Annotated in this window: 26 protein-coding genes; 12 read left to right on the top strand and 14 right to left on the bottom strand. The window is 34.7% G+C overall.

What is annotated here, in order from left to right; translation table 11 throughout:
• The first annotated feature begins 163 nt into the window (after nt 1–163).
• Nucleotides 164–1,195 carry an AI-2E family transporter gene (locus ES674_RS11885; RefSeq protein WP_148404263.1) on the top strand — a complete coding sequence of 344 codons (1,032 nt, stop codon included), beginning with the start codon at nt 164–166 and terminating at the stop codon, nt 1,193–1,195.
• A gap of 165 nt (nt 1,196–1,360) precedes the next feature.
• On the opposite strand, the gene ES674_RS11880 is transcribed toward ES674_RS11885, so the two are convergent.
• The 3 genes from ES674_RS11880 to ES674_RS11870 all read right to left on the bottom strand — a co-directional run bounded on the left by ES674_RS11880 (nt 1,361) and on the right by ES674_RS11870 (nt 4,851).
• Nucleotides 1,361–1,540: an adenylosuccinate synthetase gene (locus ES674_RS11880; protein WP_148404262.1), complete on the bottom strand. Its 180-nt coding sequence runs from the start codon at nt 1,538–1,540 to the stop codon at nt 1,361–1,363.
• Nucleotides 1,541–1,624: 84 nt separating this feature from the next.
• On the bottom strand, nt 1,625–4,120 hold the full coding sequence (locus ES674_RS11875) for an ABC transporter permease (protein WP_148404624.1): 2,496 nt from the start codon (nt 4,118–4,120) through the stop codon (nt 1,625–1,627).
• A 41-nt stretch (nt 4,121–4,161) separates the two neighbouring features.
• Complete coding sequence (locus tag ES674_RS11870) at nt 4,162–4,851, bottom strand: ABC transporter ATP-binding protein (protein WP_148404261.1); 690 nt, start codon at nt 4,849–4,851, stop codon at nt 4,162–4,164.
• Nucleotides 4,852–4,876: 25 nt separating this feature from the next.
• On the opposite strand from ES674_RS11870, the gene ES674_RS11865 reads away from it, so the two are divergent.
• Nucleotides 4,877–5,623, top strand: a complete 747-nt coding sequence (locus ES674_RS11865) for an arylesterase (RefSeq protein WP_148404260.1) — start codon at nt 4,877–4,879, stop codon at nt 5,621–5,623.
• Nucleotides 5,624–5,839: 216 nt separating this feature from the next.
• On the opposite strand, the gene ES674_RS11860 is transcribed toward ES674_RS11865, so the two are convergent.
• The 3 genes from ES674_RS11860 to ES674_RS11850 form a co-directional block, all read right to left on the bottom strand.
• A complete protein-coding gene (locus ES674_RS11860) occupies nt 5,840–7,189 on the bottom strand; it encodes a DEAD/DEAH box helicase (protein WP_148404259.1) in 1,350 nt (449 codons plus the stop codon).
• A gap of 59 nt (nt 7,190–7,248) precedes the next feature.
• Nucleotides 7,249–8,256, bottom strand: a complete 1,008-nt coding sequence (locus ES674_RS11855; RefSeq protein ID WP_148404258.1) for an LLM class flavin-dependent oxidoreductase — start codon at nt 8,254–8,256, stop codon at nt 7,249–7,251.
• A 182-nt stretch (nt 8,257–8,438) separates the two neighbouring features.
• Nucleotides 8,439–9,629 (bottom strand): CynX/NimT family MFS transporter, encoded by a 1,191-nt coding sequence (locus ES674_RS11850; protein WP_148404257.1) that lies wholly within the window; start codon nt 9,627–9,629, stop codon nt 8,439–8,441.
• 240 nt (nt 9,630–9,869) lie between these two features.
• Between ES674_RS11850 and ES674_RS11845 the strand changes: the two genes are divergently transcribed.
• From ES674_RS11845 to ES674_RS11815, 7 genes are all read left to right on the top strand, one after another.
• Nucleotides 9,870–11,273 carry an NAD-dependent succinate-semialdehyde dehydrogenase gene (locus ES674_RS11845; protein ID WP_148404256.1) on the top strand — a complete coding sequence of 468 codons (1,404 nt, stop codon included), beginning with the start codon at nt 9,870–9,872 and terminating at the stop codon, nt 11,271–11,273.
• 197 nt (nt 11,274–11,470) lie between these two features.
• Nucleotides 11,471–12,052 (top strand): TetR/AcrR family transcriptional regulator, encoded by a 582-nt coding sequence (locus ES674_RS11840; protein WP_148404255.1) that lies wholly within the window; start codon nt 11,471–11,473, stop codon nt 12,050–12,052.
• A gap of 117 nt (nt 12,053–12,169) precedes the next feature.
• Entirely contained in the window at nt 12,170–12,802 is a 633-nt protein-coding gene (locus tag ES674_RS11835) for an NAD(P)H-dependent oxidoreductase (protein WP_148404254.1), read from the top strand.
• Between the two features lie 11 nt (nt 12,803–12,813).
• On the top strand, nt 12,814–13,815 hold the full coding sequence (locus ES674_RS11830; RefSeq protein WP_148404253.1) for an NADP-dependent oxidoreductase: 1,002 nt from the start codon (nt 12,814–12,816) through the stop codon (nt 13,813–13,815).
• Nucleotides 13,816–13,836: 21 nt separating this feature from the next.
• Nucleotides 13,837–14,997, top strand: a complete 1,161-nt coding sequence (locus tag ES674_RS11825) for an iron-containing alcohol dehydrogenase (protein ID WP_148404252.1) — start codon at nt 13,837–13,839, stop codon at nt 14,995–14,997.
• A 237-nt stretch (nt 14,998–15,234) separates the two neighbouring features.
• A complete protein-coding gene (locus ES674_RS11820) occupies nt 15,235–15,804 on the top strand; it encodes a Crp/Fnr family transcriptional regulator (protein ID WP_148404251.1) in 570 nt (189 codons plus the stop codon).
• Nucleotides 15,805–15,883: 79 nt separating this feature from the next.
• Nucleotides 15,884–16,624, top strand: a complete 741-nt coding sequence (locus tag ES674_RS11815; protein ID WP_148404250.1) for an acyl-CoA desaturase — start codon at nt 15,884–15,886, stop codon at nt 16,622–16,624.
• Between the two features lie 134 nt (nt 16,625–16,758).
• On the opposite strand, the gene ES674_RS11810 is transcribed toward ES674_RS11815, so the two are convergent.
• Both ES674_RS11810 and ES674_RS11805 read right to left on the bottom strand, forming a co-directional pair.
• Nucleotides 16,759–16,983, bottom strand: coding sequence for a cold-shock protein (locus tag ES674_RS11810; RefSeq protein WP_394348512.1), 225 nt, complete (start codon nt 16,981–16,983; stop codon nt 16,759–16,761).
• A 50-nt stretch (nt 16,984–17,033) separates the two neighbouring features.
• Entirely contained in the window at nt 17,034–18,134 is a 1,101-nt protein-coding gene (locus ES674_RS11805; protein ID WP_148404249.1) for a fatty acid desaturase family protein, read from the bottom strand.
• A 488-nt stretch (nt 18,135–18,622) separates the two neighbouring features.
• Here ES674_RS11805 and ES674_RS11800 point away from each other — a divergent pair, with 488 nt between their 5' ends.
• Nucleotides 18,623–18,874 (top strand): hypothetical protein, encoded by a 252-nt coding sequence (locus tag ES674_RS11800; protein WP_148404248.1) that lies wholly within the window; start codon nt 18,623–18,625, stop codon nt 18,872–18,874.
• Nucleotides 18,875–18,895: 21 nt separating this feature from the next.
• Here the strand turns inward: ES674_RS11800 and ES674_RS11795 are convergent, their stop codons facing one another.
• Complete coding sequence (locus tag ES674_RS11795; RefSeq protein WP_148404247.1) at nt 18,896–19,279, bottom strand: acyl-CoA thioesterase; 384 nt, start codon at nt 19,277–19,279, stop codon at nt 18,896–18,898.
• 187 nt (nt 19,280–19,466) lie between these two features.
• On the opposite strand from ES674_RS11795, the gene ES674_RS11790 reads away from it, so the two are divergent.
• Nucleotides 19,467–19,868: a glyoxalase gene (locus ES674_RS11790; protein ID WP_148404246.1), complete on the top strand. Its 402-nt coding sequence runs from the start codon at nt 19,467–19,469 to the stop codon at nt 19,866–19,868.
• 3 nt (nt 19,869–19,871) lie between these two features.
• Nucleotides 19,872–20,318 carry a GreA/GreB family elongation factor gene (locus tag ES674_RS11785; protein ID WP_148404245.1) on the top strand — a complete coding sequence of 149 codons (447 nt, stop codon included), beginning with the start codon at nt 19,872–19,874 and terminating at the stop codon, nt 20,316–20,318.
• A 1-nt stretch (nt 20,319) separates the two neighbouring features.
• Here the strand turns inward: ES674_RS11785 and ES674_RS11780 are convergent, their stop codons facing one another.
• From ES674_RS11780 to hisF, 5 genes are all read right to left on the bottom strand, one after another.
• On the bottom strand, nt 20,320–20,994 hold the full coding sequence (locus ES674_RS11780) for a DUF2461 domain-containing protein (RefSeq protein ID WP_148404244.1): 675 nt from the start codon (nt 20,992–20,994) through the stop codon (nt 20,320–20,322).
• Between the two features lie 77 nt (nt 20,995–21,071).
• On the bottom strand, nt 21,072–21,620 hold the full coding sequence (locus tag ES674_RS11775; RefSeq protein WP_148404243.1) for a hypothetical protein: 549 nt from the start codon (nt 21,618–21,620) through the stop codon (nt 21,072–21,074).
• Between the two features lie 189 nt (nt 21,621–21,809).
• Nucleotides 21,810–22,592 carry a tRNA pseudouridine synthase A gene (locus tag ES674_RS11770; protein WP_148404620.1) on the bottom strand — a complete coding sequence of 261 codons (783 nt, stop codon included), beginning with the start codon at nt 22,590–22,592 and terminating at the stop codon, nt 21,810–21,812.
• A 93-nt stretch (nt 22,593–22,685) separates the two neighbouring features.
• Nucleotides 22,686–23,285, bottom strand: a complete 600-nt coding sequence (gene hisIE, locus ES674_RS11765) for a bifunctional phosphoribosyl-AMP cyclohydrolase/phosphoribosyl-ATP diphosphatase HisIE (protein WP_148404242.1) — start codon at nt 23,283–23,285, stop codon at nt 22,686–22,688.
• Complete coding sequence (hisF, locus tag ES674_RS11760) at nt 23,285–24,040, bottom strand: imidazole glycerol phosphate synthase subunit HisF (protein ID WP_148404241.1); 756 nt, start codon at nt 24,038–24,040, stop codon at nt 23,285–23,287. The genes hisIE and hisF overlap by 1 nt, the downstream gene beginning before the upstream one ends.
• Nucleotide 24,041 lies beyond the last annotated feature (1 nt).

Genomic DNA, 24,041 nt, shown 5'->3' with positions numbered 1-24,041 from the left:
AAATCGTTTTTTAAAATTGTCTTTTACTCCAAATCTTAATTGTTGAAAATTCCTTGTTGAACAATTAAAAATTAAGAACACTTGAAAGCACATTGATATTTTTTTTAACTTTACCATACAGGTTAAAGCAATAACACGAAAATTATATTTAAAAGAGAAATTTATGAGCAAAGCCAAAATAGAGATTTCAGCGAATTATTTAATCAAGATGTTTCTTATTATTGGCAGTATTGTGGCACTTCTATACTTGGGGTCTAGTCTTTTTTTACCGCTTGTGGTTGCGGCTGTAATAGCGATTTTACTTGATAAACTAACTCAAAAATTTAAACATTGGGGCTTGCCTAACTGGTTATCCATATTGCTTTCTATATTAATAATGGTCGTCACTTTTTTACTGCTCACTTGGCTTATAGGCTCACAAATAAATAATATGTCAGACGACTGGCCATCCATCAAAGAAAAAGGCACTGAAAAATTAAACGTTTTGAGTGAGTGGGCCAATAAAAATTTAAACTGGGACTATAAAAATTATATAGAGAATAATAAAAAGGTAGTTAACAAGCTTGAGAGCTTTGCTGGTGTTTTTCTGGCTTCCCTCCTTAATTTACTATCGCAATCCCTTATAATTTTCGTTTACATTGTCCTTTTACTAATGCAGAAGCGCAGATTCATTACTTTCTTTCAAAAATTAACTTCCAATGCGGAAGCAATGACTTCGCTTTTAAAAGATTCTTCAAATATTATAAGCAGCTATCTTTTTGGGAAAAGTAAAATTATGGTGTTTTTATTCGTTTTCTACTACCTTGGTTTTTTGCTAGGTTCGGTGCCGTATGCGCTATTTTTGGCACTGTTTGGCGCCCTTTTTTCAATTATACCTTATGTTGGAAATATTATTGGCGGTGGTATAGCTGTGGTGCTTTCGTATTTATATGCCGGTTCCACGCCCGCCCTTATAGTAATTGGTGTGATTTCTGTCGCGCAATTAGTTGAAAATTACATTTTAACGCCTTGGATTATTGGTGATGAAACGAACCTGAATCCTTTTGTAACGGTGTTTGGCGTTATTCTATTTTCTATGCTTTGGGGTACTGTAGGAGCTATAATAGCACTTCCTTTATTTGGCGTTATAAAAGTGATTTTTGAGCATACGAAAGGGATGGAAGCATTTGCATACTTAATTAAAAAAGATGATTAATTAGCTCTATTTGGATGTCTTAACCTATGCATTGAAGCATTCAAACACGTTTCAAATTCAATGTGAAGAACGTTAAAAATACGGTTGAAAAATTTAACTCGATATTATTGCTAGTCAAAATTTTTACCCGATTAGTGCGTCCTGATTTTTTATAATGAAGCTTCCTTATTCCTGATCGCGCTTCTTCATGCGTTTCCAAGCAAAATAAAGAATTATAAAAACAATAGGTAGAATAATAAATACAATCAAATCAAACGGTCTTGTTAAATCTATAGTGCCGCTATCTCCAGGTTTTTGAGAATAGGATGGTATTTGAAGTATTATTAAAGATAGTATATTTTGCATTTTTTTTATTAAAGGTGATTTATTCAATTTACGTAATTATTAGCGGAAAAGGCCTTAAAATCAAAGAAAATAATAGCTTTTAATTTATGCTTCACGCCTTAAAACTTCTAATGGCGAACTACGTAAAACCGTTTGAATATTGCTTAAACCAATACCTAAAACCAACAATGTAATTCCTGGTAAAAATACTAGAAAAGGAATGAGTGATGGTGAAAATGGTTCTTTAAAAACAAATACTGCCAAACATAAACTGCTTATTAGTGCCAAAATAATTCCAACTAAACTCCCTAAAAGTCCTAGAAACAGATATTCAAAAGCCGAAATCTTCAAAATCTGTGCGTTTTTGGCGCCGAGCGTTCGTAACAACACACTTTCTTTAATACGTTGGTATTTACTGGTTCTAACGGAACCAATTAAAACAATGATACCTGTAAGAATACTAAAAAATGCCATAAAATTGATAATCCATGAAACTTTGTCCAATATATCTTCTACTAAAGTAAAAATTTGACGCAAGTCAATTATAGATATATTTGGGTATTTGGATACGAGATCCCTTTGTAATGCTGCTGAACTAGCTTCATCTGAAACTGACGTGGTGAAAACATTAAATTGTGGTGCTTGCTCTAAAACGCCAGCTGGAAAAACAATGGTGAAATTAAGCTGCATTTGAGACCAATCCACTTTACGAATGCTACCCACTGTAGTTTCCATCAAAACGCCTTGAACATTAAATACCACAGCATCACCAACCGTTAAATTCGCATCGGCTGCTAGGTTATCAGAAATGGAAATGATTACAGGATCACTAGACTTTAGTCTCGGTATCCACTCCCCTTCTAATATTTCTTCTGAAGCTGTAAGCGAATCGCGATACGTGGTTCTAAATTCATGATTTAAAAGCCAACCTTTCACTTGCCGCGTACTGTCTTGACGAAGTACATTCACCAAATTTCCTTTAATGCTGTGCATGCGCATGGTGACTAATGGAATATTATTAAGAACTGGCAAATTTTTCGAAATAAGATTTTTTGCTAATGCATCCCGTTGATCAGGTTGAACATCCAAGATAATGATATTGGCATTTTGCGCAGTTTTCCCTACTTCTGTTTTAGCTAATAAAATATCTTTAGTAAAATATAAGGTGCTAATTAAAAATGTCCCTAACCCAATAGCCACAACCAAAACAACGGTTTGGTTATTTGGCCTGAAAAGGTTTAATAAACTTTGGCGAGCCGTAAAACTCCAATGTTTGGGAAAAAACCGTTTAATAAGATTTATAAAACCTAAAGCAACAACGGCTAATAAGCTAAAGGTAATGACTGTTGCGCCTACAAAAACTAGGGCATATAAGGCGTTTTTAATCAGCCAAAATGAAAATACAAATAGGAATACTAAAATAGCAGCAAAAACTAAATAGCGTATTTTTCGAGGTTCTTGTGATGCTTTTTCGTCCACACGCAAAACATCTAAAGGTGAAACATACCAAGTACGAAGCAAAGGCAGAAGCGCAAATAATACCGACATAAATAGACCTAGTAATACACCTATTAAAATTGGTTGCGCGGAGATGCTAATTTCTAAAGTAAACGGTAAAAAGTCTTTTAAAAGATAGGGGAATATGGTTTGAAGTCCAATGCCAATTAACGAGCCAATGATCCCTCCAATTATTCCAATACCTGCAATTTGAATCAGAAAAATGAGAAAACTTTGAAGTCTTGATGCGCCCATGCATTTTAAAATAGCGATGGCTTTTAACTTCTCTTTAATATAAATATGTACCGAACTGGCTATACCAATACAACCTAATAACAAGGCTATAAAAGCCGCCAAATTCAGAAACTTTCCAACATTATCAAAGCTTTTGCCCAAACGTTCGGTAGCGCTAGTATGGGTATTTAAGTCTGAATTTTCGAAATCCAATTTCGGACCTATTTCATCTTTAAGTTGTTTTAAATCTAAAGTTGGTGGCGCCTTATAAAAATATTGGTATTCCTTACGACTACCAAATTGAAGTAATTCTGTAGCTTCAATAAAGCGATAGGGAATTATAACTGTTGGAGCCACTGAACTAGAAATAGCCGAACTTCCTGGAATTGATTTTAAAGCGCCGGAAATTGGAAGTGTTAGTTCCCCGATTTTTATAGAATCACCTGGTTTTAAATTGAATTGCAACAATAAAGTCGCATCAACCAATGCTCCAGATGACTCTTGGTAAGCAATTGAAGCATTGGTCGGTTCTGTTTTTATTTTTCCATAAAACGGAAAGTCGCCTTTCAAGCCGCGAACCTTAACTAATTTCGTACCGCCATTTTTTGGAAAGGCCACCATGGACACAAAATTGACTTCGGATGCATCTGGTTTTAAGGAGTCGATTATTGTTTGCGCACGTTTTGTAGGTGCTTGTTTGGAGTCGATTATATAATCAGCACCCATCATAGTTTTGGATTGGCTCTGAATATTATCCTTTAAATTAGAACTGAATAATTGTATGGATACCACAGCGGCAATACCCATGATAATGGATGCCATAAATAACAGCAAACGTACTTTGCTCGCTTTAGCATCGCGCAAAGCCATTTTAAACAACCAGGCTAATTGTAGGTTTTTGTTGGATTTATTCACAGTACAGATGTAGGTTCGTTCGTTACTATTTTTCCACCTTTAAGTTTTAATATTTGCTGCGTCCTGTTGGCTAATTCCAAATCGTGGGTAATAATGACTAAAGTGGTACCATTTTCTGTATTCAAGTCGAGTAATAACTGAATCACTTTTTCTCCAGTTTCTTCGTCCAAATTTCCAGTTGGTTCGTCGGCAAATAATATAGAAGGTGAATTCGCAAAAGCGCGTGCTAAAGCTACCCGTTGTTGCTCGCCTCCAGAAAGTTGGGATGGATAATGATGTAGCCGATCACCTAAACCTACTTTTTCTAATAGAGCCATACTTTTAGTTGTAGCGGCTTTAGAACCTTGCAATTCTAAAGGAACACTCACATTTTCGAGAGCTGTTAATGTTGGTAGCAATTGGAAATTCTGGAAAATAAAACCAACTTCTTTGTTACGCAATTGAGCGCGTTGATCTTCATTTAAAGTATTTAAATCCTGTCCGCATAATTCCACAATTCCTGAATTAGGCTGATCTAATCCAGCGCAAAGCCCCAGTAAGGTGGTTTTTCCACTTCCGGATGGCCCAACAATGGAGAAGGTTTGTCCTTTTTCAACATCAAAGGTAATATCGTGTAAAACTGTTAATTGTTTATTACCGCTGGTATATGTCTTTTCCAACCCAGTAATCTTTAATATCTTTGACATATAAATTTCAATTTAAATACGACTCATGTTCAAGGCTCAAAATAACCAATTCTATTCATATCTGGCAACCTCTAGAGCCGCTAAACTCATAAAGTTTTGTTATTTTATTTTGGCGCTACTACTCTACGCTTGTGGCGATGCTAAAAGTGAAAAAACTACAGAAAACATTCCTTCTGTTGAACAAACTGAAACCACTACTGAAGCAGAAACAAAAACCAAAACGATTCTCTGCTTTGGTGACAGTATCACGGCTGGCTATGGCCTGGACGATAGCAAAGATGGTTATCCTGAAGTTTTGCAACAACAAATAGATTCTCTAAAATTGGATTATACGGTGATCAATTCAGGCGTTAGTGGTGAAACGACTGCTGGTGGAAAAAGCCGCATTGATTGGGTTATTAAACAAACACCAACTATCTTTTTATTGGAACTTGGCGCCAACGATGGTTTACGAGGGGTTCAGTTAACAGAAACACGATCCAATTTGCAAGCTATTATAGATGTGGTTCGTGAAAAAAGCCCAGAAACCATCATTATTCTTGCCGGTATGGAATTACCACCAAATATGGGTCAAGCTTATACTACAGAATTCAGACAGCTTTATGCTGATTTAGCTCAAAAAAATAAGTTAGAATTCATTCCTTTTATTTTGAAGGATGTTGGCGGTATCGCATCACTTAATCAAATTGATGGCATTCATCCGAATGTGAAGGGTCATAAAATAGTAGCAAATAATGTTTGGGAGGTTTTGGAACCTTTATTATTACCTTGAGATTATATTGATGAAATTATTTGTATCACCATTTTTTGTCATACTGGCAAAAAAATCTGCGAGCATCGGTGTAATCAGCGGGAAATAAATATAAGCGCTGGGAAGAGTTCTCCCGCAGATTTCGCGGATTTACGCAGAACAGAATAAACATTTGCTATTTTGAAATGGCCATAAATATGTCATTAAAACAATGATATTTTATGGACAATCAAAAAGTTATTTTTTAAGATTCTTTTTAACCTTCTTATCGCCTGTAACTTTCAAGTTTTCAGAACCCGATTCCGCCAAATAATTCGCTAAAATTTTATCGACTAATTCTTCTTTAGTTAAATGATGGAAAATTGTTTTTATTTTCGCTTTAAAATCTTCAGAAACATCACGATTGGGCTTAATCTTGAATATTTTTTTCGCCCAAATTAAACCATTATTTTCTTCAATACTTTGTGCATCCGCTTTTTTAAATTCAGTAAAACTAATGCCTAATTCTTTTTCGAAATCGGCAATATCCTGAACTTCTTCTTGTTGTAAAATAGTTAAAGAAAGACCTGTTGCTCCTGCCCTCGCCGTTCGGCCACTTCTATGCACATACGCATCATAGGTATCTGGTAAATGGTAATTAACAACATAAGAAATTTCTTTTACATCAATACCTCGTGCCGCTAAATCGGTAGCCACTAAAATATCAATATGGCCTTCTCTAAACTGACCCATTATCCGGTCGCGAATGCCTTGGGTTAAACTTCCGTGAATGGCACCAGAAGAGAATTTATTAATGGCTAAATTTTTAGCTAATTTATTAACCGCTGCTTTAGTTTTACAAAATATTATTCCACGTTCGCCTTCTTTAGAATTTAAAAAGTGAAGTAAAACCTCTAATTTTTCAATGGGCTCTACAACCACATATTGATGATCGATACCTTGATGCCCAACGGTTGCCATATCGGCTTCAATTTGCACCACATGTTTAGACATATAGTTTTGAACTAATTGCTTGATGGTTCCCGGCATAGTAGCCGTAAACAATAAAGTTCTTCTAGTTTTGGGCGTGTCTTTTAATATAGAATCCACTTCGTCCTTTAGAGCGCTAATCATTTCATCGGCCTCATCTAGAACTAAATAGTCTAGGTTTTTGATGGAAATGGCGCCACGTTTTATTAAATCGACCAAACGCCCAGGTGTTGCTACAACAATATGTGTCGGTGTTTTTAAACGTTCAATTTGCGGCTTTATAGGAATACCTCCACAAACAGATGCAATGGATAGTTCCGGGTTATTAACAGCGAAAGATTCTAAATTAGCGAATATTTGCTGTCCCAACTCTCTGGTTGGTGCTAATATTAATGCTTGTACATTGGTGTTCTCAACATCCATTAACTGCAATAAAGGCAAACCGAAAGCAGCTGTTTTTCCAGTTCCTGTTTTTGCCAAAACAACCACATCTTCTTTTTGATTAAGAATTACAGGAATCGATTTCTCTTGAACATCTGTAGGAACCGAAATCCCTAAAGCGATTAAACTTTTCTGTAATGATGCATTAATCCCTAGATCTGAAAACTGTTTTGACATAACTCTATTTTTGCACAAAGATAATCACACTTTTATAAGGATGACCTTCAATTGAATTCTTATTCGTTTAATTCTTTCATAATTTCCGCAAACAATTCATAGGAGCGGATTCGTTCCTTTCCATCATAAATATTGGTCACGGCAATTAATTCATCTGCCTGCGTTTGCTCTATAAAGTCTTTGACTTGTGCTTTTACGCTGGCTTTACTGCCTATAAAAGAATATTTTAGCATTTGATGAATTTGCGGATGTTGCAATACCTCTTCTAAATCGGCAGTCATTTCTGTTGGCGATTGCACAAAATCGCGTTTGCCAGTAAATATTCCTAAAATCATGCGAATTAAGGATGTTGATAAACGCTGTGCTTCTTCATCCGTATCGGCTATAACAATATTTACACCAGCCATAACATAAGGTTTTTCTAGATGTTCGGACGGTTGAAATTCTTCTCTATAAATAGCAATAGCATCCCATAAGTGCGTTGTTGCAAAATGACTAGCAAATGCATAAGGCAATCCTTTTTTTGCAGCTAAATGCGCACTATCCGTACTAGAACCCAAAATATAAAGAGGCACATCCACACCTTCTGCCACTGTGGCACGTACTTTCGATTTTGCATTATCTACAGAAAAGTATTGTTGAATTTTCTCCAATTCATTCGGAAAAGACTGTGCGGCTTGCATAAAATCCGAGCGGATGGCTTGTGCGGTTTCTCTGTCTGTTCCTGGCGCTCTTCCTAAACCTAAATCAATGCGGTTGGGATATAAAGAACCTAATGTTCCAAATTGCTCGGCGACGATTAATGGCGAGTGATTGGGTAGCATAATACCACCAGAGCCTACGCGAATTGTATTTGTACCACTAGCTACATAGCCAATTAATACTGATGTAGCGCTACTTCCAATATTAGGTGCGTTATGATGTTCGGCCAACCAATAACGGGTGTAACCAAAAGTTTCAGCATTCTGCGCTAATTCAAGAGCATTATTATACGTTTGTTTGAGTGAATGACCTTCAGAAACTAAAGCGAGGTCTAATATAGAATAAGCTGTATGTTGAGTTTTCATAGAAATATAATTTTTTCGCAATCTTTAGATAGAAATAATCAAATAACATACCAGCATGGAACCGCGCCTTTATGTCACTATTTATATATGATATTTATTGATTTTGGCTGGTTTCATAAGGAAATGATTCAAATTTCAGAAAAACAACGATTATTTCTTCAAAAGAAACAATGCTTTTTAACTTAAACCTTTCGGTCTTTTCCCACATCAATTCCCATAAAAAGCTTGATAAAAGCAACAATTAGCAATAACACTAAAGCATAATTCCAAACTTGGGTTACATCATAAATCACACCTACAATAAAAGGTCCAGTTGCAGCAATAAAATAACCAATGGATTGTACAATACCAGATAATTCAGCAGCTGTTTCAGCATCATCAGACCTTAAAACGATGAGTAATAATGCTAATCCGAACGTGCCTCCCAATACCATTCCAATCATTCCAACCCAAAGTTCAGTTAAACCCATTCCAGGAATCATTAATCCGATTAATGCTATAACTTCAACAATAACTAAAGAGAGAATTACTAATCGCTGATCTTTTCGAGATCCTGCCCAAATTGGAATAAATATAGCACCAATAATTCCCGTAGCTTGTGATAGTGAAAGCATCCATCCCGCATACGAAGCATCAAAGCCGCGGTCGAATAGAATAGCCGGTAACCAAGCTAAAATAACATAAAAAGCCATAGATTGAAGTCCCATGTACAAGGCCAGTTTCCAGACTAATTTAGAGCCACTCAATTTTTTAATGGCCTCTTTAAAACTTCGTCGTGGCGGCGTGCGATTAATACGTTTGATGTTCGGAATCCATATAATGATAGCTAAAACAGCCAAAACGGCCCAAATTCCTAATGATCCCCGCCAACCTAAATTGAGTTCCATAGCCAAAGGTACACTCAATCCAGCAGCAAACGACGCACCAAGTGACATGATTCCCGAGTATAAACTAGTAACCAATCCAGCTTTATGCGGAAAATTTCTTTTAATTAATGCTGGGATTAATACATTTCCGAAAGCAATAGCAATTCCTAATAAAATAGTTCCTAAATACAATTCGAAAATCCCTCCTGACGATCGAATTAGTATTCCAGAAGCCAGTAAAATCAATGCGCCTAAAAGCGTGTTTCCTATTCCAAAGCGTTTAGTAAACAATGGCGTAATGGTTGAAACGACACCAAATGCTAATAAAGGTAAGGTGGTGAGTAAACCTAATAAAGTGTCGGAAAGGCCAATATCTTGACGAATCATATCTATTAACGGACCAATGCTGGAAAGTGCTGGTCGTAAATTTATCGCAACGAATAAAATTCCCGCGAGCAATAATGTTCGTGATGTTTTATTTAATCCGTTGGCGTCTTTTTGTTCCATATATTATATAAATAATGGCTATTAAAAAACCCATTATTAGTAATCTGCAAAAGTAGTTTTTTGATTCGAGATGGACTGACTTTGAATTCTTAAGGTATGGTTAAAACTCTTAATTATACTCAAAAACTATTGTATTCGGTTAAAGAAAATTTTAAATGAGCAAAATATAATTCTGAAATTATAAGACCTTTAGAAAGCGTCAGAAGTAGTTCATACTCATGGAAAAAAAATAAAAATATTATGGAAAAAGAAACGAAAAAAGACAAATTTGAAACTATTAATCCAACAAATGGAAAAACTATAGCTAGCTATCAGTATATGAGTGAAGGCGATGTAGAATCCACGATTCAAAAATCGCATGAAGCTTTTATGGATTGGCGCTTAAAATCTTTTGAGGAGCGAGGCAAAATAATTCAGTCCATTGGTTCGGAACTTAAAAATCAGAAATCCGAATTAGCGCAGTTAATGACCGATGAAATGGGGAAATTGCTTAAGCAAAGTCACCAAGAAGTAAAATTATGTGCCGCCATCTGTAATTATTGCGCAGAAAATGCACGCGAAATTTTAAAAAATGAAGAACGCGAATTATTAAGCGGCGGAAAAGGCATTATTACCTATAAACCTCTTGGAATTATTTACGGTATTCAACCCTGGAATTATCCGAGTTATCAAGTAATTCGTTATACCATTACCAATTTAATGGCGGGAAATAGTGTGTTATTAAAACATGCTGCCAATGTAACTGGAACGGCCAAACTTTTAGAGTTTATTTTTAAGACTGCTGGTTTGCCAGACGGTTTATTTAGCGTTATGATTATTGATCATGATCAGTCTGAAGCCATTATTAAAAACAAATTAGTTCGCGGTGTTACCTTAACGGGAAGTCCAGAAGCTGGTAAAATTATTGGAAAACAAGCTGGAGAACAATTGAAGAAAACCGTTCTAGAATTGGGTAGTAATGATGCCTATTTGGTGCTTCATGATGCCGATTTAGAAAAAGCAGTTCAGCTTTCTGTTCAAGGAAGGATTTATAATAATGGTGAAACCTGCATTGCCGCAAAACGTTTCATTGCTGTGGAAACGGTTTATGATCAATTTAAAGATGCCTTTGTAAAAGCCATGAGTGAACTTAAATTGGGCGATCCGAATGAAGAAAACACCCATTTAGGCCCCATGGCAAGAAAAGATTTACGAGAGAAACTTCATGATCAAGTAACCGAGAGTGTTGAAAAAGGCGCTGAAATTTTATGCGGGGGCAAACCAAAAGATGGTGACGGCTATTATTACCCAGCGACTGTTTTGGGAAATGTAAAACCGGGCCAACCTGCTTATGATGATGAATTGTTCGGACCTGTAGCATCACTTATTAAAGCGAAAGATGAAGCAGATGCTATTCGCATAGCAAATGATAGTCGCTTTGGTTTGGGTGGCGGCATTTTTTCTGAAGATGTCAAACGTGCCACTAAAATTGCCGAAACGTATTTTGACACCGGTATGGTCTTTATCAATTCTTTCGGGTTAGCAGAACCAAATATGCCCTTTGGTGGTGTAAAAGATTCTGGATACGGACGTGAGCACGGTGGATTTGGTATGAAAGAATTTGTTAACGCGAAATCCATTTTAATAACTGCAGATAAAAAGTAATGAATCTTTATGATATAGAAATTATCTCCTACTCTGTTTTTAGAGCATGTTTGAAATTTTATAAACCCGCTTGAAGCTTGTTAACAAGTTTAAAGTGGGTTTTTTTATACATCGAAATGTTCCCTTTCTTAATCCTTTGTTAAAAAAAGAATGAACGTTCATTTTTATCATATCTTTGCATCCTAATTAAAACTAATATGGCCAAACTTCAAAAAAGTATAGACAAACGCAACGCGCTTATAAAAGCCACTATTGAATTGGTGAATAATAATGGGTTTCACGCAACGCCTATGAGTAAAATAGCAAAAATGGCGAATGTATCGCCAGCAACTATTTACCTATATTTTGAGAATAAACAAGATTTGCTGAACAAAACGTATATAGAAGTGAAAGCCAAATATACCGATTATGCTTTTGCCACTTACAATCAAGACATGACCGTAGAAGCGGGTTTTGAAAACATATGGAAACGCATTGCCGATTTTAAACTCAACGAATCTGAAAATGCACTTTTTTTAGCCCAATGTGATAACACACCTATTTTAGACGAACCGAGTTTAAAACAAGGCATAAAACATCTACAACCCCTACTCGACCTTTGGGAACGCGGGAAACAAGAAAATATTATTAAATCCGTATCAAATTACTTGCTGTATGCTTACGCAATCAATCCGCTGTCATTTTTAATGATGGCACAGAAACGCGGCGCCTTTCATTTAGATAAAACCCTTTTAGAAGATGCCTATCAATCAGCTTGGAATAGTATAAAAAAAATTTGACGCTAGGAACTAGATGTTATTTAAAAAAAAACACCACCGATATAAAATAGATAAATTTACTTTATAAAGCAACATAATTAGAATAACGATAAATAAAATAAAATTACAAAAATATAAATGGAATTATTAGATAAATTGAATTGGAGATACGCAACAAAAGCCATGAATGGCGAGAAAGTAGCTGAAGAAAAAATAGAACGCATTTTAGAAGCAGCTCGTTTAGCACCAACATCCAGCGGCTTACAACCTTTTGAGATTTTTGTAGTTAAAAATCAACAATTAAAAGAAAAAATAAGACCTATAGCTTGGAACCAATCGGTAATTACTGACTGCTCTCACCTACTCGTTTTTGCTGCATGGGATACCTATACAGCCGATCGTATTAATTATATGTTTGATTTAACAAACAACATTCGTGGCTTTAAAAATGATGGTTGGGAAAATTACCGCCAAATGTTATTAAGCTCGTATCCACAAAAAGATGCTGAAGAAAATTTTAATCACGCTGCGAAACAAACTTATATAGCGCTTTCGCAAGCTATTGCTGCTGCTGCTTTTGAAGGTGTAGATACTACGCCAATAGAAGGTTTTGAACCAGATGCTTTAGATGAAATTTTAGGTCTTCGCGAAAAAGGACTACGTAGTGCAGTATTATTACCTTTAGGATATAGACAAATAGATGAAGATTGGTTAGTAAATTTAGTGAAAGTAAGAAAACCGATGTCCGATTTAGTAACTATAATTAATTAAAAAACAATCACATGAACACACAAACCATTTTATTAAAAAATAGACCAGAAGGAAGACCAACACTTTCCGATTTTGAATTTACATCGGAAGATGCTGATTTAACAATCAGTTCAGGTGAACTACTTTTAGAATCTAAATATGTTTCTGTTGATCCGTATTTACGTGGTCGTATGAGCGATGCCAAATCTTATGTAGCGCCTTTTGAGCTCAATAAACCCATTCATTCTGGTGTTATTGCTAAAGTTCTGGAATCGAAAAACGACCAATTTTCGACAGGCGATTATGTTTCGGGCATGTTAGATTGGAAAACAAAGCAAGTTTCTAAAGGGGACGGTTTATTAAAAGTCGACAAAAATAAAGCACCATTAAGTGCCTTTTTAGGCGTATTAGGCATGACGGGATTAACTGCCTATTGTGGTTTAACGCAAATAGGAAAACCAAAAGTTGGTGAAACACTTATTGTGTCCGGAGCTGCAGGTGCTGTTGGCTCTGTGGTTGGACAAATCGGAAAAATTCTTGGTTTGAAGGTTATTGGTATTGCTGGTTCGGATGAAAAAGTAAACATGTTAAAATCTAAATTCGGATTTGATGCCGCTATTAATTACAATACCAGTACCGATATGAAGGCTGATATTGCCAAAGCAGCGCCAAATGGTGTAGATATTTATTTTGATAATGTGGGTGGGCCGATTTCAGATGCTGTATTATTTAGTATTAACAAATTTGCGCGTATTGTAAATTGCGGTGCCATTTCGGTTTATAATGCTACGGAACTTCCAAAAAGCATCAGCGTTCAGCCTTTCCTAGTTAAAAATAGCGCGCTTATGCAAGGCTTTATAGTTTCAAATTATGAAGATAAATTTCCAGAAGCTATGAAAAACCTATCAACTTGGTTATCAGAAGGAAAACTCACTTATACTGAAACGATTGTAGAAGGTTTCGAAAAAATACCAAAAGCTTTTATCGATTTATTTGATGGTAAAAACACCGGTAAAATGGTTGTGAAACTTTAAAAAATATTAAAAGAAAATAAAATGAACAATTTTGAATTTAAAAATCCAACCAAAATTATTTTTGGAAAGGATAGTATTAAAAAATTAGAAAATGAAATTCCAGAAAACGCTAAAGTGCTTTTACTTTATGGCGGCGGAAGTATCAAAAAAAACGGTATTTATGATCAAGTTCAGGCAGCTCTAGAAAACTTTTCAGTCATTGAGTTTGGCGGCATTCCTGCAAACCCAGAATATTCCGTCCTTTTAGAAGCTTTAGAGGTTATTAAAACCGAGAATATCACGTATTTATTAGCTGTTGGTGGCGGTTCTGTTATTGACGGAACCAAATTTTTAGCTGCTGCAGCTTTATATGAAGGACACTCGCCTTGGGACATTTTAGTAGATAAAAAAAGAACAGAAGTTGGTTTACCTTTTGGAACCGTTTTAACGTTGCCAGCTACAGGTTCTGAAATGAATTCTGGCGCGGTTATTACTAGAAAAGAAACCAAAGAAAAATTAGGTATGGGCGGTCCAGGCTTATTTCCGCAGTTTTCTATATTAGATCCGCAGGTAATTACCTCAATTCCGGAGCGTCAGATAGCCAACGGCGTAACCGATGCGTTTATGCATGTTTTGGAGCAATATATGACCTATCCAGATGGTGCTTTATTGCAAGATCGTTTTGCTGAAAGTATTTTGCAAACCCTAATTGAAGTTGCACCGCGGATTTTAGAAGATCCAACAGATTATAAAGCAGCTTCCAATTTTATGTGGAGTTGCACAATGGCTTTAAACGGATTAATCCAAAAAGGTGTACCTACAGATTGGGCCATTCATGCTATTGGTCATGAGTTAACGGCTTTATTTGGTATAGATCATGCACGAACTTTAGCCATTATAGCGCCAAGCCACTACAAATATAATTTTGAATCGAAAAAAGAAAAATTAGCGCAGTATGCGGAGCGTGTTTGGAATATAACCGAAGGTAATACTGACGATAAAGCTTATGCCGCCATTGAAAAAACAGTCGATTTTCTACATGGATTAGGTATCAATACCAAACTATCTGAATATACCAATGATTATGAAGGTACTGCCGAAACAATTTCAAAACGTTTTACTGATCGTGGCATGTTAGGATTGGGTGAACATCACGATTTATCGCCAGATAAGGTCGCGAAAATAGTAAAAATGGCATATTAATTAATTCATTATTAAACAACTATAAAAGGTTATCTGAAGAGGATAACCTTTTATTTTTTTAGTTTTTTATAAGAAAAGAGCTTTCAATATTTCAGATTTTTAATTATAATTAAAATGAAACTTGTTGTTATGAATGACCCTCAAAAAAAGGATCGCAACCAGCCAATCTAATAAAAACCCAAAAATCATCGGTCAAATTTCCTATCTTTGGCTGTTGAATATACTCAACCTCAAAACGTGCAACAAATAAAATCCTATTTAGAGCAAATAGCTTCCATTTCAGATGCTGACTGGTCATTTTTTATATCCAAATTACAGCGTCGTGAGATTGCCAAAAAGGAGGTTTTTTTAAAACTTCATGATATTGAAAATCATATTTCCTTTATAGAATCAGGTGTGGTACGTTTATTTATTCCTAAAGAAAATCCTGAAAAGGAAATCACGTTTGGTTTCAGTTTTAAAGATCAGTTTATCAGCGCTTATGATTCGTTTTTAACGCAATCGCCTTCTGCCTATGAACTGCAAGCACTTACGGACACTACATTGTTAAGCATCAGCTATGATGATTTGCAGGCTATTTATAAAATGACCCAAATTGGCAATTTAATTGGTCGCTTAACGGCTGAACGTCTTTTCTTAATTAAATCTAAACGCGAGCAAAATTTATTAAATCTAAATGCTGAAGAACGGTATTTGAAGCTGTTCCAAGAACGACCGGAATTACTAAAAATTATTCCCTTAAAATATATCAGTTCCTATATTGGCGTTACACCGCAAGCTTTAAGCAGAATCCGTAAACGACTATAAAACGGACTAAAATGCTATTTAATTGATTTAGGTTCATTGTTTGATGCCCAAAGACAAATTATCTTTGTAAAAAAAAGAAATGGCTGTCGTAATTTTTGTTTTAGTGCTTTGGTATGGAGGCTTATTCTTTCAATCCTTTTTTCTACACCGCTATGCGGCTCATCAAGTTTTCACCATGTCTAAAACCATGGAACGTATCACCTTTGTTTTAACCTGGATTTTTCAAGGTTCAAGTTATTTAAGTGCCTATGGCTATGGTATAATGCACCGCATGCATCACGCTTACACAGACACAGAACAAGATCCGCATTCCCCTTCCTATGATGATAATATGTTTGCCATGATGTGGAAAACAAAAACTATTTATCAAGATATTAATTCAGAACGTGTTGAAGTAGACCCACGTTTTACTAAAAATGTTCCGCAATGGAAAGCGTTCGACAAATTTGCAGGTTCCCGTTTTTCTAGACTATTGTGGATTAGTTTATATACCTTATTCTTTGTCTTTTTTGCAACCGCTTGGTGGCAATGGCTTCTGCTGCCAGTAACATTTTTAATGGCGCCTATTCACGGTGTTATCATAAACTGGTTTGGTCATATTTATGGATACGTAAATTTCAAAATGAAAAATACCAGTAAGAATTTGTTTCGTTTTGACTTTTTAATGATGGGTGAAGGCTATCATAACAATCATCATAAATATGCCAGTCGTGCTAATTTTGGTGTGAAATGGTATGAGATAGATATGACCTATGTTATTATCAGAGCTTTGGACGCCGTTGGCATTATTGCTTTAAAACCGATAAAAATTAAGAAGTAGCTTTTTCATTATACCTTTTCAAAATAAAAAATATAGGCCAAAGCTTTAATACTTTCAGGCCAACTTTTAACTTACAAGCATAAAAAAAACCATCATAACTGATGGTTTTTTTTATATATACTACTATTTCTATATTATGCTTTGCGCACTTTAATGGCTGTTAAGCCTCTATCTCCTTTTTCAACTTCAAATGTAACTTTATCCGACTCTCTAATCTTATCGATAAGGTTTGATGCGTGAACAAAAACTTCTTCATCTGTATCATTAATAGTAATAAAGCCAAATTTTTTGGATCTATTATAAAATTTTACGGTTCCTTCTTTCATTGTTGGCGTAGAACTACCAAACAATTTATTCATTAATTTTTTTAACATGAGGTCTGTTATTTTACTTTACGTTTTTAATATATTTATGCTGCTTTAATTATAATTTCATCTCTGCCAAGCATGCGAAGCATTTTAGTGTGATCAACAATAGCATGAAAAATACTCTTTTTAACATGATAATGCATACCAAATTCCTTTGCAGTTTGCGCAACAATAGGACTTAAGTTTTTATAATGTACATGGCAAATATCTGGAAGCACATGATGCTCAACTTGATAATTTAAACCACCTATAAGCCAAAATAACACCTTACTTTTTGGTGCGAAATTAGTGGAAGTTGCAAATTGATGGCGATACCATTCATTTGTCATCTTTCCTTCGTTATCTGGTAGTGGGAAATCAGTAGTTGGCATAATGTGCGCTATTTGGAATACCACACTAACCAAGAATCCGGTAACAAGATGCATGCTTAAAAAGCCTAATAAAATCACCCACCAAGACAAAGGTACCATAATCATAGGTAGCACCAAAGCGTATGAATAATAAAAAAGCTTCCAAGCCGTCATTTTCACCAGTTCTTTGCTGTACTCTTGGTCTTCTTTTAAAAGTCCCATATTTTTGTAACGCTTTAAACGAACGAAATCTTTAGCGGTAATCCAGAAAATCGTAGAAATTCCATAGAAAAACCAAATATAAATATGCTGAAATCTTTGCGATTTATGATGTTTTCCATTCGGCGAGAATCGCAAGAAAAAAGGTGTATTAATATCATCATCAGCATCGTCAATATTAGTGTAAGTGTGATGCAATACATTATGTTGAATTCTCCAAATGGTAGCATTGGCGCCAATAAGATTAAACGTGTAACCCAATAATCTATTTATTGTTTTATTTTTTGAATAGGAACCGTGTATAGCATCATGCATAACGCCCATGCCAATTCCAGACATGCCCAAACCACAGATAATATATAGTGTAAAGAGCATGCCAACACTTGTAACGAGGCCAGTTGAAAGTAAAATTAAGGGTATAAAAAACAACGATAGCATCAAGATGGTTTTGACGACCATCGTGCTATTTGCTTTTTTACTTAAATTATTGGTTTTGAAATATAAATTGACTCTCTGACGTAATACTTTTGAAAATTCATTGTCAGCTACTCTTGAAAACTGTGGGTTTCCCATAGATTATTTTATGATTTGGCACTCAATTAACCTCAAAACAGCGAATTTCGCTACGGTGACGTATTATAATTTCTTGAAGAAGGCAGATAATTATTTAAAATTGCATCAATCTCACTTAAATAAGTAAAGCAGTCCAAAAAATTATTTGGTAAAATTAGTCTAACTAAACTGAAGTTAAGACAACTGACTGTTAAAATATTAGAGATACTGAAAACAGTTTTATATAATTTTTTAATATCTAGGTTTCAAAAAACGCTTAATATCGCTAGCCTAATACGCCAAAAATACAAGAAACTTAAGAAATTTAGACGAAACACTTATTTACAGTAAATTGATAAAATCCTAGAATAAAATGGAAATTATGTATATTTCAAATCCTAAAATTCAAAATATAAGCGACCATGATTGTTGATAAAAAGAAATATCGAACACCTACAATACTTTTAATGCTCGGTATTATTTTTTGTTTAATATCCGTTTACTTTTCCATGCATTCTTCAGAAACATGGTTCGCTAGATCAGGCGCTATTTTGACTTTTGTTTCAGTTGTGGTTCAGTTTATTTTAGCCGATTTGAAAAAATCAGAAATCCAGAATTTATTTGATTCAGAATTACGCTTACGTGATAAATTCAAAAAAATTCGTGAAAAGGATTTTTATCATGACGCGCTTTCTACCGCTTCCACTCTTACGGGCTTGATTGGGACTATTATATGGGGCTATGGCGATTTACTGCTGTAAAAAGCAATAAAAGCTATCCACTTACATTCTGTCTTTTACATATTCAATTTTAGTCTTGCCATGTGGTTTGGGTTTACCTTGATCATCTAAATTTACCATAATAATATTTTCTACAGTTAAAATAGTTTCACGTGTCATTTTATTTCTTGCCTCACATTTTAAAGTAATAGAGCTGGTTCCAAATTTTGAAACAGTCATGCCTACTTCAACAATATCGCCTTGTTTAGCCGAACTCATAAAATTAATTTCTGAAATATATTTAGTGACTATTTTTTGATTTTCTAACTGTATAGCCGTGTACAAAGCTGCTTCTTCATCTATCCATGCTAATAAACGGCCTCCAAATAAAGTGCCATTAGGATTTAAGTCTTCGGGTTTAACCCATTTTCGTGAATGAAATCTCATAATTTATCTTTCTTAAATTTGAATACTCAAAGATACATTATAATGGAATTTTGACCTTAAAAAACAGCCTCTAAAGCTGCTATAAGCCTATAGTTTTTTGGTATTTTGTTAATAAAACTGTTGATATTCATTTTTTCAGACGGATTAAAGGGTTGTAAGAATTCATAAATTTATTAAAACTTAAACCATGAACCGATCTGACAATCTTTTAGCCTCTCGTCCTGATATTCCATCAGCAAAATTTAATGATGACATGAGCGTGGACGAACGTTTTCAAAATGCAACATTACGTCCAGTGGTAAAATTTCAAAACGACTTATTAAACGAAGTTTTTAAAAATTACGCCCATAAACATAAACAGGTTTTTTATGATTTAGATGTTGAAAAGCAAATAGATTATATTGAAAACGCCATTCAAAAGGATATGAAATTCAGAAATTCTTTGAAAGGTATTGTTATTGGTCAGTTTACTGTAGAAGAATACAAAATGTATATCGGCAACTCATCTGCTTTAAATAAACGCATGATGAATTTGGTGAAAGAACGATTAATTAGTAATATTCAACTGTTTGAATCACAGTTTGTGTAAAATATGAATGAAAAAGAAGTGCTTTTACAAGCTTGTTTTAGCTATGTAAACAAACGTATTGCCAGTTATAAAGGTGAAATTGATACCATTAAAGAATCTATTGAAGCCAACGATAAAAGCAATGACATGGATGATGATTCCGGAAACGGAAAATTATTTAACGATTTAGAAAAAAATGCTCAACACTTATCTGAAGCCACTAAAACGTTAGATACCTTAAAATTAATTAATCCGAAAAAGAAATCGGAAGGCGTGTCTTTAGGAAGTATTGTAAAAACTAGTAAAAACACGTTTTTTATGGCTATTAGTATTGGTGCTATTGATACAGAAGAAAATAATTATTTTGGTATTTCGCTGCTCTCTCCTATTGGCCAATTATTGAAAGGAAAAATGGTTGGCGACACCATAACTTTTAATGAAAATACCCATGAAATTTTAGAAATCAAATAACTTATATAATGCGTTCACCATTTAAATTGGTGGTGAGCACATCACTCATATAATTAAAGAACGGCTTTACTTCTTTAAAGGCAGAATTCACAATTTCTAAAAAATCCGATTTAAAAACCTGGTCATCGCTAAATTTTTTGGTGAAAACGAATTGCTTCTTTCTTATAAGGTCAATATTTTGGTGCTCTTTATCAAAATTCCGAGGCGCCGAAATAAGCTCATCGCCTTCTAATTCACCCCAAACCGATTTAAAGATTTTGGCTTTCATAATATCGCGCATTTCCGAAGCATCCATTTCAAATTCCTTACGTATACGTAACAAATCCTCCTTATTTGGATCCCAAAAACCCACGGCGATGAAGGATTTGTTGTTCGGTTCCAAATGCATATAATAACCGCCACGCAGTTCGGGTTTACGCCTTTGGAAGGAACCAGAAAAATGGATTTTATAAGGCAATTTATTTTTTGAAAAACGGACATCTCTATAAATTCGAAACATCTTGAATTGATCCACATCGTCATGAGCTTTTAAAGCCTCAAAAACCGATTTGAATGCTTTTTTGATATCAGCTTCAATAGCTTTGAACTCCATTTTATTTTCTGCAAACCAATCGCGGTTATTGTTTTTTTCTAATTTCTTAAGAAATTGGAAGGCTTTGGTATCAATTGAGGTCATAACTTTATTTTAAGCTTAAAAATAATAAAAAAAGACTGCCTTTTCAGACAGTCTTATATTTATTTACTGGTTTATGATTATTTAGGACTAATAAATTCCTTTTGAATTAAAGCGTCTCTCTCTTTATCATAATATTCAATTACGAAATTCCCATCACTGTTAAAATAGCCAGTACCTGAAAATTCATTCATTTTAATAACGTATTCATTTGAGTTGGTAGACTTAATAGCGCTACCATAATTAGCTTTTGATTCTGGCGTTGCGATATCAAAACCTGCAGTTGTTCTTACAAAACGATAATTTTTACCGTCTTGTTGGTAATTCATGGATTCAATTTCAGAATCATAAAACGGATCCACATCGTTATCAATTTCTATTGTTTGCGTAATTTTTTTATCAGAATCACTGATTATGCGCTCTTGATCCACTTTGTTTACATCTTCTTCGGAAAGTCTTACTTCGTTCTCCTCCGTTGTTGTTGTTTTAACTTTCTTCTCTACAACTTTACGACCGTCATCAATTCTTACGGTTTTAGTTTCTGTTTCTTGAGACATATCTCTTGATTTTTCCTGAGCTAATAAGCTACTAGAAATAAGAAATAATCCTACGTATAAGATAGTTTTCATAATACTTTGTTTTAAGATTAATTAATATTTGTTTGATTAAAATTGGTTTACTAATTAAAGTACGATGCAAGTTGTCGATTTAGATCTTTTTTAACATTTTTTAACTAATGTATAAGAGTTTTTAATGAAAAAATGTTAACAAAACATGAGTTCTTGGATTTTTTCAGTAAATCATTAAGAAATCTTAATTTAACTAAAATCTACTTTATTGAGTATTAAACCCGAAGCAGGCGCTATATAATGAACAATAATCTCATTGTCAGAATGTAAGCTATCTGCAATATCTTGAAGGGTTTTTTCACCTTTACCTAATTCAATTAAAACACCCATCATCAACCGGATTTGATTGCGCATGAATCCTTTTCCACGCACGCGAAGTATAAAAGATTGTTCTGGAAAGAAATTGGCTGTAAACACTGTGTTTTCTACAATTTCACAAGTAAGAATTTCACGATTATAAATACCATTATCTGTAGGTTTATAGCAATAGGATTTAAAATAATGGTGGCCCTCAAATAGTTTAGCGCCAGCTTTCATTAATTCCGTATCTAATTCATCCAAAATGGTGGTAATTACCGGCGCACAAAATGGATGAAACTTATCGCCATGGGCGAAAACATATAAATATTCTTTCACCTTTGAATCTTGAATGACGTTAAATTCCGCGTCCACTTGCCTGATTTTCAAAGCCCGAATATCTTGCGGTAAATTCTGATTAAAGAGTTTTAAAAAAACGTCTATATCTTCAATTTCATGATAAATAAACAATTCAAAAGCCGCTTCCGTTGCAGAAACCATAGCATCTGTTCTACCAGAACCCAAGGTTTTAAACCGCTTACCTTCTAAAATAAAGTTTAAGGTTTTATCAATCATTAAGTGCACCGTTTTTAAATTGGGTTGCTTTTGCCAACCATGAAAACGATAGCCTAAATACTGACAAGTAATCAAATAATAATACCGCTTTTCAAACACTATAATGATTTTTTTATGAGTCACGAAAATTACTGCTTTTATAATCGTTGGGCAATTATTCAGGAACTTTTGGAACTATATAGAAAAATAAGATTATTTATTTCGCGCTTTTAAAATTGATTCCACATCTCTCAAAGTAAAGCCTTTGGCTTGCAAGAGAATTAAGTAATGAAATAGTAAATCGGCACTTTCATTTAAAAACAAATCATCATTATTATCTTTAGCTTCTATAACCACTTCCACGGCTTCCTCCCCTACTTTTTGAGCCATTTTATTGATGCCACTTTTAAATAGAGATGCTACATAAGAATCTGACTCTGAAGCGTCATTTTTTCGTTGGGTAATAATGGATTCTAATTCAGTAAGAAATCCGAAATTTGACATATTTGTTTCATTCCAACAGGTATCGGCGCCTGTATGGCAGGTAGGACCAATAGGTTTTGCCGAAATAAGTAAGGTGTCTTGGTCACAATCAACTTTCACATCAATAAGTTGCAGAAAATTCCCACTCTCTTCTCCTTTCGTCCATAGTCGGTTTTTAGAGCGACTGAAAAATGTGACTTGTTTGGTTGAATTTGTAATATCTAGAGCTTCTTGATTCATAAAACCAAGCATTAAAACTGTTTTGGTATTCGCATCCTGAATAATAGCAGGAACTAACCCGTTTTCGTATTTATTAAAATTGATAGTCATTATAAGCGTATTGGTATGTTTTGTTCTTGTAACGTTTTTTTTAATTCTAAAATATCAATGGTTCCAAAATGAAAAACACTGGCTGCTAGAGCGGCATCTGCCTTTCCTATTTGGAATGCGTCCATAAAATGATCAACGGTTCCGGCACCTCCAGAAGCAATAATCGGAATATTGCATGCTGTTGATAAACGCGCCAAGGCTTCATTAGCAAAACCTTGTTTTGTTCCGTCATTATCCATGGATGTAAATAATATTTCGCCAGCACCTAAAGTTTCAACAGTTTTGGCCCATTCAAATAAATCCAAATCGGTTGCCATCGTGCCACCCGCTAAATGGACTTTCCATGATCCATTAATTTGCTTGGCATCAATGGCTACAACCACACACTGACTACCAAATTTATCGGCCAATTCCTTTATGAGTTCAGGTCTTTTAATGGCTGCAGAATTCACTGCCACTTTATCCGCACCAGATTGAAGTAAAAGATCTACATCTTCAACAGAACTCACACCACCGCCTACAGTGAAGGGAATATTAATTTCTTTTGCCACCTGTAAAACCATATCAACAAGCGTTTTACGGCCTTCTAATGTGGCTGAAATGTCAAGAAACACCAATTCATCAGCACCAGTTTGCGCATATTTTTTGGCTAGAATTACAGGATCACCTGCATCTTTTAAATCCACAAAATTAACACCTTTTACGGTTCGTCCATTTTTGATATCTAAACAGGGAATAATTCGTTTTGTAAGCATA

This window comes from Bizionia myxarmorum (genome assembly GCF_008086205.1).
GTDB lineage: Bacteria > Bacteroidota > Bacteroidia > Flavobacteriales > Flavobacteriaceae > Algorimicrobium > Algorimicrobium myxarmorum.
This window is presented reverse-complemented; position numbering and strand designations above follow the sequence as displayed.